This window comes from Mycobacterium sp. G7A2 (assembly GCF_041902445.1).
Taxonomy (GTDB): Bacteria; Actinomycetota; Actinomycetes; order Mycobacteriales; family Mycobacteriaceae; genus Mycobacterium.
In genome coordinates this window covers 940010-954433 of sequence record NZ_CP169251.1, presented here as the reverse complement: position 1 = coordinate 954433, position 14424 = coordinate 940010, and the positions used below count along the sequence as shown (strand labels likewise).

General features: G+C 68.0%; 17 protein-coding genes. 4 read left to right on the top strand and 13 right to left on the bottom strand.

From position 1 onward, the window contains the following. Nucleotides 1–24 precede the first annotated feature (24 nt). On the top strand, nucleotides 25–1152 hold the full coding sequence (locus tag ACEWX3_RS04715) for an MFS transporter (RefSeq protein ID WP_374158783.1): 1128 nt from the start codon (nucleotides 25–27) through the stop codon (nucleotides 1150–1152). Between the two features lie 11 nt (nucleotides 1153–1163). Here ACEWX3_RS04715 and ACEWX3_RS04710 read toward each other — a convergent pair whose 3' ends face one another. Continuing rightward, entirely contained in the window at nucleotides 1164–2066 is a 903-nt protein-coding gene (locus tag ACEWX3_RS04710; RefSeq protein ID WP_374158782.1) for an ABC transporter substrate-binding protein, read from the bottom strand. A gap of 62 nt (nucleotides 2067–2128) precedes the next feature. Then, nucleotides 2129–3148: a LacI family DNA-binding transcriptional regulator gene (locus ACEWX3_RS04705; RefSeq protein WP_374158781.1), complete on the bottom strand. Its 1020-nt coding sequence runs from the start codon at nucleotides 3146–3148 to the stop codon at nucleotides 2129–2131. A 206-nt stretch (nucleotides 3149–3354) separates the two neighbouring features. Here ACEWX3_RS04705 and ACEWX3_RS04700 point away from each other — a divergent pair, with 206 nt between their 5' ends. After that, nucleotides 3355–4539, top strand: a complete 1185-nt coding sequence (locus ACEWX3_RS04700) for a pyridoxal phosphate-dependent aminotransferase (protein WP_374158780.1) — start codon at nucleotides 3355–3357, stop codon at nucleotides 4537–4539. Here ACEWX3_RS04700 and ACEWX3_RS04695 read toward each other — a convergent pair. From ACEWX3_RS04695 to ACEWX3_RS04685, 3 genes are all read right to left on the bottom strand, one after another. Then, on the bottom strand, nucleotides 4536–4976 hold the full coding sequence (locus tag ACEWX3_RS04695) for an SRPBCC family protein (RefSeq protein ID WP_207066625.1): 441 nt from the start codon (nucleotides 4974–4976) through the stop codon (nucleotides 4536–4538). The genes ACEWX3_RS04700 and ACEWX3_RS04695 overlap by 4 nt on opposite strands. Nucleotides 4977–5043: 67 nt before the next feature. Next, entirely contained in the window at nucleotides 5044–6123 is a 1080-nt protein-coding gene (locus ACEWX3_RS04690) for a CaiB/BaiF CoA transferase family protein (protein ID WP_374158779.1), read from the bottom strand. Continuing rightward, nucleotides 6120–6560 (bottom strand): SRPBCC family protein, encoded by a 441-nt coding sequence (locus tag ACEWX3_RS04685; RefSeq protein ID WP_207066623.1) that lies wholly within the window; start codon nucleotides 6558–6560, stop codon nucleotides 6120–6122. The genes ACEWX3_RS04690 and ACEWX3_RS04685 overlap by 4 nt, the downstream gene beginning before the upstream one ends. Nucleotides 6561–6642: 82 nt before the next feature. On the opposite strand from ACEWX3_RS04685, the gene ACEWX3_RS04680 reads away from it, so the two are divergent. Further along, nucleotides 6643–7008, top strand: coding sequence for a UBP-type zinc finger domain-containing protein (locus ACEWX3_RS04680; protein ID WP_374158778.1), 366 nt, complete (start codon nucleotides 6643–6645; stop codon nucleotides 7006–7008). 33 nt (nucleotides 7009–7041) lie between these two features. Then, nucleotides 7042–7191, top strand: a complete 150-nt coding sequence (locus ACEWX3_RS04675; protein ID WP_207066621.1) for a hypothetical protein — start codon at nucleotides 7042–7044, stop codon at nucleotides 7189–7191. A 55-nt stretch (nucleotides 7192–7246) separates the two neighbouring features. On the opposite strand, the gene ACEWX3_RS04670 is transcribed toward ACEWX3_RS04675, so the two are convergent. From ACEWX3_RS04670 to ACEWX3_RS04635, 8 genes are all read right to left on the bottom strand, one after another. Beyond that, nucleotides 7247–8692 carry a hypothetical protein gene (locus ACEWX3_RS04670; RefSeq protein ID WP_374158777.1) on the bottom strand — a complete coding sequence of 482 codons (1446 nt, stop codon included), beginning with the start codon at nucleotides 8690–8692 and terminating at the stop codon, nucleotides 7247–7249. Nucleotides 8693–9226: 534 nt separating this feature from the next. Beyond that, nucleotides 9227–10786: an NAD(P)/FAD-dependent oxidoreductase gene (locus tag ACEWX3_RS04665; protein WP_207066619.1), complete on the bottom strand. Its 1560-nt coding sequence runs from the start codon at nucleotides 10784–10786 to the stop codon at nucleotides 9227–9229. Nucleotides 10787–10858: 72 nt separating this feature from the next. After that, nucleotides 10859–11464 carry a TetR/AcrR family transcriptional regulator gene (locus ACEWX3_RS04660; protein WP_207066618.1) on the bottom strand — a complete coding sequence of 202 codons (606 nt, stop codon included), beginning with the start codon at nucleotides 11462–11464 and terminating at the stop codon, nucleotides 10859–10861. A 19-nt stretch (nucleotides 11465–11483) separates the two neighbouring features. Further along, nucleotides 11484–12056: a TetR/AcrR family transcriptional regulator gene (locus ACEWX3_RS04655; protein WP_152518708.1), complete on the bottom strand. Its 573-nt coding sequence runs from the start codon at nucleotides 12054–12056 to the stop codon at nucleotides 11484–11486. Nucleotides 12057–12077: 21 nt separating this feature from the next. Then, nucleotides 12078–12641, bottom strand: a complete 564-nt coding sequence (locus ACEWX3_RS04650) for a chorismate mutase (RefSeq protein WP_374158776.1) — start codon at nucleotides 12639–12641, stop codon at nucleotides 12078–12080. Between the two features lie 293 nt (nucleotides 12642–12934). Further along, nucleotides 12935–13237, bottom strand: coding sequence for a hypothetical protein (locus ACEWX3_RS04645; protein WP_374158775.1), 303 nt, complete (start codon nucleotides 13235–13237; stop codon nucleotides 12935–12937). Then, entirely contained in the window at nucleotides 13237–14082 is an 846-nt protein-coding gene (locus ACEWX3_RS04640) for a phage major capsid protein (RefSeq protein WP_374158774.1), read from the bottom strand. Before ACEWX3_RS04640 ends, ACEWX3_RS04645 begins: the two co-directional genes overlap by 1 nt. A 103-nt stretch (nucleotides 14083–14185) precedes the next feature. After that, nucleotides 14186–14413, bottom strand: coding sequence for a hypothetical protein (locus tag ACEWX3_RS04635; protein ID WP_374158773.1), 228 nt, complete (start codon nucleotides 14411–14413; stop codon nucleotides 14186–14188). Nucleotides 14414–14424: the final 11 nt, after the last annotated feature.

Here is a 14424-nt window from a genome sequence, read left to right as displayed (position 1 = left end):
CGGTGCGCCGCTGAGCACCCGGCGATGATTCTGGTCATCGCCGCGTTCGTGTCGATGATCGACCGCTCGGTGATGCCGCCGCTGGTGCCGGTGATCGCTGCCGACCTCGGATCCCCCGTCGACGGGATCGGCCTGTCCCTGACGGTGTATGCGATCAGCTACGCCGCGCTGCAACTGGGGTGGGCCACGCTGGCGGCCCGCTTCGGCCGGGTCCGGATTCTTCTGGCCTCCACGGTGATCGGCGGGATCGCGAACCTCGCTACGGCATTCGCCTACGACGCGCTGACCTACAGCGTGACCCGGGGACTGGCCGGGGCCGCCTTCTCGGCGACCATCACCACCGTGCTCATCTACTACGGCGACTCGCTGCCCATCAGGCAACGCGCGGTCGCCACCGCGAATCTCGCCGCCGCGATCTCGCTCGGCTTGGCGGCGGGAACCGTGGGGGCCGGCGCCATCGCCCAGTGGTGGGGCTGGCGGTGGGTGTACGTTGCGGTCGCGGTCGCCGCGTTGCTCCTGATCGCCGGTCTGGTCCGGCTCGAGGAACCCGCCGGCGCCGCCAGGGAGCGGCTCCTGCCCTCACTGCGCCGGCTCGCGCGCAACCGGTGGGCTATCGCGATCCTGGCCCTCACCGTCATCGAGGGCGCGCTGCTGATCGGGGTGTTCAACTACCTCGCCGTCGCACTGCAGGCGACCGGCGCCAGCGTGCTGGTCGCCGGTGCTGCCACGGCAGCCTTCGGCGCGGCGGTGGTCACGGTCAGCCAGCTGATGAGGTTGGTGCTGGGACGGTGGTCTGCCTGGATGCTCCTGCTGCTCGCCGGGCTGGCCATCATCGCCGCCTATATCGCTGTCGCCGTGCGCATCTCGCTGCCCACCGTGCTGGCTGCCGCGATCCTGCTCGGCCTGGCCTGGGCGCTGGGCCACACCACGATGCAGACCTGGATGACCGACGCGGTGGCCGACGGGCGGGCGATCGGGATGTCCTTTTTCTCCATCTCGTTGTTCGTCGGGGCGTCGCTGGGTGCAGGTGCGGGAAACCTGGCCGCCGGCACCCACCGATTCGAGCTGTTGTTCGCGCTGACGACGGTCGCGGCGGTGGGTTATGCGGCCGCAACCACCGTGGCCCGGTCGAGATACGTCCTGCGGGAATGACCGGGCGACACTCAGGCGACCAGCACCGCCGAGCGCACGATTTCGTCGAATCGTTGTGTCAGGCCGTCCAATTCAGCGACAGGCAGGAACCGTCTGCGCAGCTCGACCAGGGTCTCCAACGCCGAGGCCGGCACCGTGGCGTCGTCGACCAGGCCCCGATCCGGGTCACTCAGCACTGCCACGTGCTCGGCCGCGTCGGCGGGGTCCAGCCGGAGCAGCCGGGCTGCGGATTCACCGGCCCGCCCGGACAACTCGCCGGTGCGGATCGCTGCGGCCGTCTCGGCCAGCACCCCGGAGAGCCTGTCCACCGCGGCGGATCCCGGCGCCTGGCGCAGCCGTGCCAGCACCGTACCCAGGTAGGGGCCGAGCATCGTCACGTCGGCCAGCAGCACGGCTCCGTCGGAACGCGCCGCGAGCTCGTTGCCGGCGTTGAGCACGGTGAGTTCACAGTCACCGGCATTGAGCGCAGCGGCCCGCTTGGGGGTCGAGCCGAGCGCGACGACGTCGACGTCGTCGCGGTGCACCCCCAATTCTTCGAGCAGCGCGTAGGCGACGAACGCGAAGCCCGAGGTCGGGACGTCGACACCCAGCCGGCGCCCGCGGAGCCGTTCGGGTGCGCCGAACCCGGCACGGCTGGCGAGCACCAGACCCAGACCGCGGTCGACGCCGGCCACCACCTCCACATCGAGCAACTGCCCCAACGGGTTCGACGGCAGGAAGCGATAGGCGAGCGCGTTGTCGGGACTGGTGAACACTGCGTCGTAGGTTCCGCGGGCCAGGGCCTGGAACTGCGCCGGCGAGGACGGCACCGCGACATCGGTCACCGTCAAGCCTGCGGCCGCCAGTCGGCCCGTCGTCGTGGCGACGTCGAGCAGCACCGACGGACTGAACACGCCCAGGGTCAGATGGTCCACCGCACACCTTCGCAATCGATTGCAGCGATCCTAGCGGAACGGGCCGAACCGGGTTTCACCGGTCAGGTGCGGAAGGGACCCGTGGATCCCCGGACCACCAGCGACACCGGCAGGGTCAGCGTCGCCGCTTCCTGCTCGCCCACCTCGATGCCACGCAGCAACAGCCGGGCGGCCTCAGCGCCGATCTCCCGCAGCGGCATCCGCACCGTGGTCAGCGGGGGCCAGAAGTCACCGGCGAACGGCATGTCGTTGAAACCCACCACCGACACCTCGTCGGGGCAGCGCAGCCCCTGTACGCGCAACCGCCGAATCAGGCCCAGCGCCACCAGGTCATTGCCGGCGACCAGCGCGCTCGGCGCAACACCGTTGTCGGACAACAACTTTTCGGCCGCCTCGAAGCCGGCGTCTGTGCTCAGCGCAGTGGCATAGATGGTGTCGTGCTCGACGCCGGCCCGGGTAGCCGCCGCCTCGAACGCCTCGGCGCGGGTGCGGGTCGTGGAGAAGTTCGGCGGTCCGGCCACGTGGATGATCCGCGGGTGGCCCAGTTCGACGAGATGGGTGACCGCCAACTCGATTCCGCGGGCGTTGTCACCGGAGACCAGCGGGTAGCGCCCGACGCCCGAGTCGCGGTTGACCAGCACCACCGGAACATCGGCGGTGGCGGCCTCCTCGACCACCGGCTGGTCGTCGAGCCTGCCGGTGGCCAGGATGAATCCGTCGACCCTGCGCTGGAGAAGCGATTCGAAAGCCGACACTTCCACCTCGTCGTGCGAATCGGTGTTCGCGATGAGCACGGTGTAACCCTGCGCCTGCAACACGTGCTCGATACCGCGGATGATCGGCGGGAAGATCGGGTTCATCAGATCGGGGATGATCACGCCGATGGTCATCGACTTGCTGGTGCGCAGTCCGCGCGCCATCGCGTTGGGCACATAGCCGAGTTGACGGGCTGCCCGCTTGACCCGCTTGAGAGTTTCGGCGTTGACCTGGTCGCGGGTCTGGGCGTTGAGCGCCCGTGACACCGTCGCCTTGTGGACCTCGGCCAGGCGAGCCACGTCGTCGATGGTCACTCGTCGTGGCATGTACCGCGCTCCCCTGCCTCCCTGAAACGGCCCCCGAGCATTCGACTCCGGTTGACCGCCTGCCTTGAATGCTAGCGCCCAACCAATGCAATCGTTCGCAAGCGGGCGTCGCGACGGGGGTGACGCCGTCGGCCGCCCCCGAAAGCGTTGGCGGGTTTGCACCGGTCGGCGACTGGGCCCCACGGCGAAGCAATAGGCTCCGACTCATGACGGTCGAACGCCTGAAGCCCTACGCGGTGACCATTTTCGCCGAGATGTCGGCACTGGCGGCCCGGATAGGAGCGGTGAATCTCGGCCAGGGCTTCCCCGACGAAGACGGCCCCGCCGCCATGCTCAGCGCTGCTCAGCGCGCCATCGCCGACGGTGTGAACCAGTATCCGCCCGGCCTTGGTATCCCCGAACTGCGCCAGGCCATCGCCGAACAGCGCAGCCGGCGCTACGGCACGCAGTACGACCCGGACACCGAGGTGCTCGTCACGGTCGGCGCCACCGAGGCGATCGCGGCATCGGTGCTCGGCCTGGTCGAACCGGGCTCCGAGGTGTTGCTCGTCGAACCGTTCTACGACTCCTACTCACCGGTGATCGTCATGGCCGGATGCCACCGGCGTGCCGTTCCCATGCGCGCCGCCGGTGGCGGGTTCGCCATCGATGTCGAAGGCCTCCGGGCCGCGATCGGCCCCAAGACCCGGGCGCTGATCGTCAACTCGCCGCACAACCCCACCGGCATGGTCGCCGGCGACGACGAACTCCGCGCGCTGGCCGCCCTCGCCGTCGAGGCCGACCTTCTCGTCATCGCCGACGAGGTGTACGAACACCTCGTCTTCACCGATCCCCCGGGCCGTCGTCACCTTCCGCTGGCCAATTACCCGGGCATGGCCGAGCGGACCATCACCATCTCCAGCGCGGCGAAGATGTTCAACGTCACCGGCTGGAAGATCGGGTGGGCCTGCGGCCCAGCCGATCTCATCGCCGGTGTGCGCGCGGCCAAGCAGTATCTGAGTTACGTGGGCGGAGCGCCGTTCCAGCCTGCCGTGGCGCTGGCGCTCTCCACCGAGGACGCGTGGGTAGAGGCGTTGTGCGCGTCGCTGCAGACTCGACGAGACAGGCTGTCCGCCGCACTCACCGACATCGGGTTCGACGTGCACGACAGTTCCGGCACCTACTTCCTGTGTGCCGACCCGCGCCCGCTCGGCTACCACGACAGCACCGCGTTCTGCGCCGACCTTCCGCAGCGCGTCGGAGTCGCCGCGATCCCGATGACGGCGTTCTGCGATCCGGCCGCCGCCCATGCCGAGCAATGGAAACACCTGGTGCGCTTCGCATTCTGCAAACGCGACGACACCCTCGACGAAGCGATCCGACGACTGCAGGCCCTGCGCCCCGCAGGTTAGGCGGTGCCGCTGAGCACTCGCCGGCGCAGTTCCTCGAGCGCGACATCGAGCACCATCTTCTTGGCCTTCTTGACCAGAAAATGCGGTAGCGGCGCCGCCAGATCGAGGATGAGGTCGAACCGCACGCGGGTGCGGTCCTCCCCCTCCGGGGTCAGGTTGTACTCGCCGTGCTGGCCGCGCTGCTGGAAGGTCTGTTCGGCGTCCCACACCACCCACCGCTCACCCCAGTGGTATTCGAGGACTTCCTTGTCGGTGACGCCCATGATCTTCAACGTCGCCCGGACATGATGCGGTCTGCCGTCGGGATGGCGATCGAGCACCTCGGCGTCCTTGTGCAGCGTCGACCAGGACGACACCGCATCGATGTCGGCGAGCGCATCCAGGATCGCTTCCGGCGGGGCCTCGATCACCACTTCCCTGGATGCCCGAACCGCCATACCGGCAAATCCTAGCGATCGCGGCAGCCTCGCGCACCGGTTTGTGCAGCTAACCCCGATGCGCCGCTCACCACCCGATGGCGTCGGTGGGCGTCGCCTGTGCCGGCGGGGCACCCACCGCAGGGGCCGGGGTCCGGCCGAAGCGGGGCGCCGGAGCCGCCTGGTCGACACCGCCGCGGGTCACGATGGTGCCTCGTGCGCGCAGATGGTCGCCGGCGGCAGCCTCGGTCCAGGTGAGTACCGGCGTCACGCAGGCGTCACGCCCGGCGAAGATCGCGACCCACTCGTCGCGCGTTCGGGTCGCGATCCGACGCGCGAAGATCTCGTGCAGGGCCGGCCACGACGAACGGTCCATCTGCGGCGGCAGTCCGGCGTCGGCCAGCCCGAGGCCGTCGACGAGTTCGGCGTAGAACTGCGGTTCGATGGCGCCGACCGCGACATACCGGCCGTCGGCGGTCTCATAGGTTCGGTAGAACGGTGCCGCTCCGTCCAGCAGAAACGACTCGCGTTCGTCGGCCAGCGTCCCTAGGGCCTTCATCGTCCACGCGATCTGGGACAGGAGGCTGACACCGTCGACCATGGCGGCGTCGACGACCTGCCCCCGGCCGGAGCGTTCACGCTCGTAGAGCGCGGTCGTGATGCCGATCAACGCAAGCATCGAGCCGCCTCCGAAGTCGGCGACCAGGTTCAGCGGGGGAACCGGGGGGCGGTCGCGGTAACCGATGGCCGACAGTGCCCCGGTCATCGACAGGTAGTTGATGTCGTGGCCCGCCGAGCGCGCGAGCGGGCCGTGCTGTCCCCAGCCGGTGATGCGGGCGAAGATCAGCCTGGGGTTGACCGCCGCGCAGTCGTCGGGCCCGATGCCCAGCCGCTCGCAGGTGCCGGGTCGGAAACCGTCGATGAGGACGTCGGCCTTGCCGATCAGGTCGAGCAGTGTCGCGGCGGCGTCGGTCTTGAGATCGAGGTCGACGACGCGTTTTCCGCGGTGCAGCAGATCCGCGTCCTCGGCGGGCATCTGCAGGCCGCCCGGGCGACGGACCCGCACCACGTCGGCGCCCAGGTCGGCCAGCATCATGCCGGTGTGCGGCCCCGGCCCGATTCCGCCGAGCTCGATGACCCGGACGTCGGCCAGCGGACCCCGATTCACCCCTTGGCGACCTTGAGGACCTGCTTGCGAAGTCCCTCGGTGGCGGTCTCCACGCCACCTTTCATCGTGCGTTTCAGGATGAACCCAGGCATCGGCACCGACAGGTCGATCGCGATGTCGAAGCGCACGCGGGTCTTGTCGCCCTCCGGGGTCAACGTGTACCCGGCGTCCTGGGCCTTGAGCTGACTGGCGGATACGAGCGTCCAGGTGACCTCGTTGTCGCCCCAGGTGTACTCGATCACCTGTTCGTCGGTCAGCCCCGCCGCCTTGACGGTCATCTTCACCTGCTTGGGCCTGCCGTTGTCGTAGCTCTCGAGGATCTCCGCCTTCTGGTACTGCGGCGACCAGGTCGGGGTGGCCTCGACGTCGGCGATGACGTCGAGAATCTGTTCCGGTGACGCTTCGATCACGACCTCACGAGAATCCTTGGTTGCCATGGCGCGACGATAGACCACGGCGACATCGGTGTGGTTCGAGTTCACCCGACTGGGCGCCGTTGCGGCGATTACGCTTCGAATCGTGAGCCACGCGGTTGATCCCACGATCCCCCCGAGCGGCACGGGCTGTGTCGAATGCGAGGCCGCCGGCGGGTGGTGGGTGCACCTGCGGCGCTGCGCCGGGTGCGGTCACATCGGCTGTTGCGACGACTCGCCCTCACGGCACGCGCCCGCACACTGGCGCAGCACGGGGCATCCGGTCATCCGGTCCTTCGAACCGGGCGAGGACTGGTACTGGAACTACGACCGCGACGAGTACTACGTCCGACCCGACGGCACTGCCGACCTGGCGGCCCCACTGAGTCACCCGGCCGGACAGTCGGTGCCGGGGCCGCGGGAGCGGGTGCCCAAGGACTGGATGGCGCAGTTGCAGCGGCGCCGCGACTGAATGAACGGCGGCCCGCCGGGGTAATCCTGCGTCGTGACCAGAGACAAGCCCCAGACCACCGAGACCGACGCCGGCGCCACCGAGGCCGACGACGACGTGATCAGCGATCCCTCGAAGGGTGCCGAAGAAGGCGCCGACTGGGCCGACGAGGGCGGCGCCACCCCCAGCGGTCCGGCGACCTGACGTCAACAGCGCTCGGCCCCCTCGCCGGGCGAGGGGGCCGAGCGGTGTGCGTGAACTAGTCGGAGTCGCCCGATCCTCCATCGGACTCCGAACCGCTGCCGGTATCAGACCCGCCCGAGTCCGAACCAGTCGAATCCGCGTCGGCGTCCCCCGATTCACCGTCCTCCGAACCGGATTCATCGTCGCCGGCGTCACTGCCGCCCTCGTCGCCGGTGACGTCACCTTCGTCGGAGCCGTCCTCGGACGCCGCGGCATCAGCGTCGAGGTCCTCCTCCAATGCTGCGGCATCGTCGGAGCTCTCGGTCTCGTCGGCGAGGTCCTCGTCGGCCCCGGTCGACTCCGCAGAGCCTTCCGTCGGCTCGGCGGTACCTTCGCCACTCTCCTCGGACACCTCCTCGGTGCCGATCGCCGAAGATTCGTCCACGACCTCGCCCTGGGCGTCGGACGCCTCGCCCTCAGCGCCCGCGGCGACCTCTGCGGTCTCTTCGGTCACCGACGCGTTGACCGCGTCCACCGCGCCGCCGTCTCCGTCGGCGTCCTCCGAGGCGGCACCGGAATCAGCGGCCTGCTCGTCGTCTGTCTGCACGCTGGCCAACACCGCCGTGGGAACATCCGCCGGCCCGTTGGCCGCCGCTGCTGAGCCCTCCTCTTCGGGGGTGATGGCCGCCGCGATGGCCCTGGGCAGCGTCACGACGAGGGCATGGACCAGACCGTCTTCGGAGAACAGTCCGGGAAACACACTTCCCGCCAGATTCGTGTAGCCGTTGAGTACCGCACCGACGACGGCAGCAGGGATGTTGATGACCGCGTTGAGCGCCGCGCCGACGTCGCCGTCGCCCAGCGCATCGAAGGTCTCCTGGAGGCTGTCGCCGAATGCGTTGACCGGCGCCAACACCGTACCGAGCGCGCCCAGCGCGATGGGCAGCACGGTATTCGGATCGGTGACCGTCTTGACGACGTTCGCGAAGTTCTGCGCCATGGTGCCCGGGATGTCCAGCAGACCGCTTGACAGCACCGGGAAGGCGACGCTGATCACCGGCGCCAGGAACAGGGCCTGGGTCGCGGTTTCGATGGCACCGGCGATGTTGCCCGAGCTCAGTTGTTCGGCGGCGGTCTGGAGCTGGGCGCCCAACCCGAAGGCATTGTCCGGGGAGAGGTATTCCAGAAAGCCTCCGACGGCCCCGGTCGCCGCAGAGACCACCGCCTCACCGTTGCTGAGCTGGTTCAGGATGAACTGGCGGAGGATGGGTGCCGGATCTGACAACACCTCCTCGCCAAGCGAAGCCACGTTGCCATACGCAGAGGAGACCACCTCTGCCCACGCGGCGAGGGGGTTGACCGTGGTTGCGAGCTGCACGTTCGCGGTCGACACAGAAAACGCGGTATGGGTGTCCGTGCCGGGAGGGCTCAGCGGCGCGGCAACCATCGGCGAAATGGCGATGACGCTTGCTCCTGCCAGCGCAACACCCGAGGTGAGGTAGGACTTCGCAGCACGGTTCATCTTGTCTCCTTTACCCGAACGTGATCTGTGCCACGGCTGAACCTACTCCCGAGTAAGCCGATTTGTGATGGGAACGTCAATTTATTCTCGCGGTGCGTAAATCGAATAAATGCCTGCTCAGAGCCACTGATACGTAGGGCTAATTTGCTATCCAGATCTTTTGGATAGGCCGATTATTGGGTGTCGGCAATTTCGCGCCCCCAGGCCCTTTGTGCGTCACACCAACGCGGTCGCCCCGTAGGATTTAACTTCGCTGAAACATGGCGCGCACTGCCACTTTGTCGAGCGCACAGCTTTGAATACAACTTGCCGGACTTTGCCATTGGGGAGTGGCGCGCACGCCGAACGCTGTGCGCCCGGCGCGCGCGCACCGAAGCCGGGGCAAACCCTCACCAAGACCGGACAGGGGTTTGCTGGCTCCTCAGCGTGGCCGACCCGCAGAACCGCCGCATTCTTCACCGGTCGACAGAAGACTCGTGTCGTCGATATAGCTGACAATCTCCGCAACCCGGCGCTGCGGGCTCATCCAGGCGCTCAGCCGCGGTCGGCGAGCACCTGTTGGACGGCGTTGTAGCCAGGGATGAACGTGATGCCCGGGCCACCGTGGCACCCCGCGCTGCCCAGATAGAGCCCCTGCGTGGGTATCGGCTGATCGACATAACCCTTCGGCCCGGGCCGGTTCGGACCCATCTGCTCGGGGTGGATCAGACCGTGGCAGTAGTCGCCGCCGGGCGCACCGAACATCGTTCCCATGTGTTTGGGCGTGAAGGTGGTGTGCCGCAGGATCCGGCTCTCGAAGTCCGGTGCGAGCCGGGTGATCTTCTCGATGACCCGGCGCCCCATCTCGGACTTCATCTCGCCGTAGTTCAGGTCTCCCCCGATCGGAAACCAGAGCGAGAACGCCGACACCGCATGCTTTCCCGCGGGTGCGAGGCCGGGGTCATTGGCCGAGGGGATCTGTAGTGCAATCGCCGGATCGGCGGGCACCACACCGCGAGAGGAATCCTCCCACTGCTTCTGCAGATCCTCGGGTGTGGTGAAGATGCCGATCGCTGACTGGTAGTCGGGGTCGTTGAGCACCTCGTAGGGCTCGGCGAAGGTGGGGGGCCCGTCGAGGGCGAAGTGCATCTGCAGATAGCTACCGCGATGATCGATGTGGGAGAAGCGTTCCCGGATATCGCCGGGCACGGCGTTCGCGTCGATCAGACCATTGACGGTGAGGTCCGGGGCGACGGTGGAGACCACGATGGGAGCGCGCACCGTGGACCCGTCCTCGGTGCGCACCCCGGCGACTCGGCCGTCGGCGACCAGGATCTCCTCCACCTTGGTGCGCAGGCGCAGCTCGCCGCCGGCCGCGGTGAACATCTGCAGCAGGTGGTCGGTCACCGCGCCCATGCCGCCGTGGAACTTCTTGATCAGGGTCGCGTTCTCGTCGGGAACTGCGAGCCCGAACGCGAGCGCCGCAGCGCTGCCGGGGGTGGCCGGTCCGCGGTAGGTGGTGTTGACCGCCAGGAACGCCAGCATGCCGCGCAGCGCGCCGTGCTTCTCCTTGTCGGGCAGATACCGGTCGAGGACGTCGGTGACCGAGCCGAACAGCATGTCGGTGATGGCCTGGCGTTCGAATTCGTTTGTCGCGCAGGCATACATCTCGTCGAGCGACTTGGGCGGCTGCGCGGCGTCGAAGCGGCCCAGCGCCCGCGTGGGCGCCTGACACCAGGCCATCAGCCCGGCCATGCCGTTGACGGCGTCGGCGCCGTGTACCTCGTTGAGATGGTTGAGCAGCTTCATCGGGTCGGTGTAGTAGATCACCGGGTCGTCGCCGACTCCCCGCAACTGCACCGACATCACCTCGAGGTCGACGGTGGGCAGCTCCCCCAGTCCGAGCGCGTCGCTGACGACGGCCGAGGTGGGCACCTGCACCGAGCCGGCGATCTCGAAGCGGAACCCCTCGAACAACTCGACGGTGGAGGCCATTCCGCCGGCGTAGAGCTTGGCATCGAGACACAGGGTGCGCAGCCCGGCCTGCTGCAGCAACGCCGCGGCGGTCAGGCCGTTGTGCCCGGCACCCACGACGATGGCGTCGAAGTCCGTCATCGCCTGAGGCTGACACGGCGACGGATGTTTTGTCAATATTGACGAAACTTGCTCGGTGGGACCGGGCGGGGTCTAGAGGTGTTCGTCGATGCCGGTGCGCAGGAGTTGCAACGCGTGGCGGCAGAGGCGGTCGAGTTCGGGCAGCGAACGATCCTGACCGAGCATCCACACCTCCATCGCCCCGAACACCGCCGCGGCGATGCAGCGCGCGGTCACGGTGATGTGCATGCGCGCCCCGGTGCCGGGCGCGGGCGGATCGGCTCCGGCGAGGTGCTCTTCGATCGCCTCGGCGAAGTCGGCCTCGACCTGGCGGATGTGCCGGACGATACGGCCGGCGTCGAGTTCCCGCGCGCGCATCGCGGCGATCTCGGTGACTGCCCAGCCGTCGTAGGGCGACGCCATGATCGCCGACTGCACCGATTCGATGATCGACTCCTCGGGTGCCCGCGCCGCCAGCGCGGCCCGGAACCAGTGCAGGCCCGCGTCGTAGTCGGCGAACAGCAGATCGTGCTTGGACGCGAAGTGCCGGTAGAACGTGCGCAGTGACACGCCGGCATCGGCGGCGATCTGCTCGGCAGAGGTGTCCTCGACGCCTTGGGCCAGGAACCGCACCACCGCGGCCCGTCGCAGCGCCTCACGCGTGCGCTCGCTGCGCGCCGTCTGAGCAGGCCGGACCATGCTGCGTAAGGTACCGCCCTCAGTGGGGATGCGGACTCAGCAGCGCGATGGAGGCGTCGACGGCCTCCTCGGTGACGTCGCCCATCCGCCCGCCTTCCTCGACGGTGATGGCGGTCAACTCCCGCAAACCGCCCAGCAGCATGATGCTGCGCCGCCGCGACACCGGTCCGATGCCGGCGGCGCGGAACTCGTCGGTGGCACCGAGCGCGCCCACCATGTCGATGAAGTGGTCCATCGCGTCGCGTTGGAGTCCGCGTGCTGCCGCACCCAGCGCCGGCACGTCACGGATCCAGCTCAGCATCAGCGCCGAACGCGCCTCGGCGGACGAGATCCACGCCTCGACGGCCTGGCGGACCTGCTTCTGCCAGGGAGCGCTCGGATCGACCGCCCGCGAGATCTGGTTGATCTGATCGGCGTTGGCCTCGGAGAGCAGCGCGACGAAACACGCTTCCTTGCTATCGAAGTGTTCGTAGAAGGTGCGGCGCGAGGTTCTGGCCCGGCGCACGATGTCGGCGACGGTCGTCTTGGCATAGCCGTCGTCGGCGATGGACGCCTCCAGAGCATCGAGCAGGCGCTGGCGGAAGTCGTTCATGGCACGCCCATGATCCCACGCCTACGGGCAGTAGCTGCGGGTGGCGAAGCCCAGGGCCTGCCGGTAGAGATCGTCCAGGCCGCGGGCCTGGGCCACCGCGTCGGTGGCGGCGCTCAGATCGGCACGGCACGACGGAGCGTGCAAGGCGGGCCACTGCCCGGCCATCTCGGCGACCATCTCGCGGTTCAGCGCGTCGATCGTGGCACGCGAGGCTGCCAGATCGGGTGCGTCGGCGGGAGCCGTGGCCGGATCGAGCTTCCAGCCGGCGAGCCGGGCGTACTCCACAGCGACGGTCGCGTCGATCTGGTCACGGAACGCGGTGGTGACGTAGGCCGGGTCGATCCGCTGCGTGCGCGCCTCCTCGGCGACGGCGTCGAGCACCTGCTGCTCGCGCACCGGGTCCTGGATCAGTCCGCCGTCGTGCAGCTTGGCGGCCGCGACGGAGTCGGCGATCTGCAGGCGTTCGGCGGCGGCGTCCACCAGGGGGAGCAACGGATTCTGCGGCTGCGCTGCTGCGACCGGGGCAAGTAACAGAGCCAGGCCGAGGGCCAGGCTGGCGAGGGTGGAGACGATCCGCAGACTCATCGAGTGGCCAGGGCCGGGATCGAACCGGCGACCTTCCGCTTCTCGGTCGGCGATTCTCGACACGCTTCAGCCATTGCCAAAAGTCCTCACTACCAGCATGTTCGTCTACTGATTGACTGCCGTCCATTCTGGTCGATTCTCGGCGTGTCTCGGGTATATCCGACGAATAAGCGTCGGGATGGGCGGTCCGGCGCAGGATGCCGCTCTAGCCCACTCAACGGCCGTCGTGGCGACACCTTGCCCGTACAAGGAGGTTGCGAAAGGGACCGGGTTTGACGCCGGACCGCCCTGGTCTACATCGCCCGCACGCGGTAGCGGTTGAGGACCGCCTGCTCGGCCAGGGTCCAGCCGAACGTGCCCCGCAGGGTGAACTCGTACTCGACGTCGTCGACCTTCTTACGGGCCAACTGCTCACCGTTACCCGACAGCCGCGCGGCTGCGGTGGCGATGACGGCGGCGATCTCGTCGTTGGGTTCGTTATCGATGAAGCCGCGGCCGCGGGTGTATGCCTTCGCCAGGGTGGTGACGATGGGCAACACCACGGCCACGTCCCCGGATCTCAGGGACGTGACCGTGCCGGCGTCGGGGGCTGTCATCAGCTTCCGTCAGCGGTGAGAACGATGACGCCTTCGGGGTGCAGCAGCCCGAGGTCGTATCGGGTGACCACCCGGAGGCCGACCTGGTCGTACTCGGCGTACCGCTCGGTGAGGACGGTGACGCTGGGGGCGACGTCGCGGGCCACGGCCACCTGGGACATGTCCGCCAGGATCGCGGTGCCCTCGGGGAGCTTGTTCGTCACTGTGACGGGGATACCGAACAGCCGGTAGGTGGGGCCGGCGGTCATGTCGGCCTCGAGGAGATACTTCGAGCTGTCGGTGGCTTCTTTGAGCTTGCGCAGGGCGATGAAGTCGGCTCCGTTGACGAACCACCGGTTCGGCATGACCTCGGCGGCGACGGCCAGGCCGATCGCGTCGAGGAGGCTGTCGGCGTCGGTGACGTCGAGGGTTCCGGTCTGGACGTCGGCCTGTTCGATGATGCCGGTGATCGAGTCCGAGGCGCCCGTGCCCTTCAGCAGGGCGGTGTCGAGTGCGTCGGAGACGTCTTTGACGAGGCGGGCCTTGAGGGTGGCGTCGATGCCGATGACGGACTGGCGGACCAGTTCGTTGGTGTAGCGCAGGATCGTCTTGATGCTCTTGCGTTCGGTGGGCATCAGGGTCAGTTCGTCGAAGTCGACGTCAGCGTCGTCGGGGATGAGTCCGCCTTCGCCGATGAATCCGACGGTGGCGCCGGAGACGAGCTTGGGGATGCGCAGCACCCCGGAGGTGTCGAAGATGCGCGGCCCGGACGCCAGCACGACGCTGGCGGCTTCGAGGGGCTGTACGAGGAGCTGTGATACCTGGTCGGCGAGCAGCTCTGGATTGGTAGCAGTGGTTTCAGCCACGGGAATGTCCTAACGATGAAGGGGTTTCAGGTACCCACGTCGTCAGGACGTTGAAGGGGCCGCGCACCGGGCACGACCCCTTCAGCATACCCCACAGGGGTATCTATTCAAGTGGGCCGAGCGGAATCTCGTTATCCTCGGTCAGCTCTGCAACAAGCCCTACCTTGCTGACGGGCATGCTTAGAAACGCTTCGCCGCCACGAAAGAAGGTCACAAAGCCCTCTCCGATGTTGTAAGCGTCTGCCTCGATCACAATCTGGGGCCCCTGAACCTTGCGGAACCCCCACGGATCGGCATTCGTCGACATTGCCCCGATGGTGTACCTCTTCACCTTCGTATCCC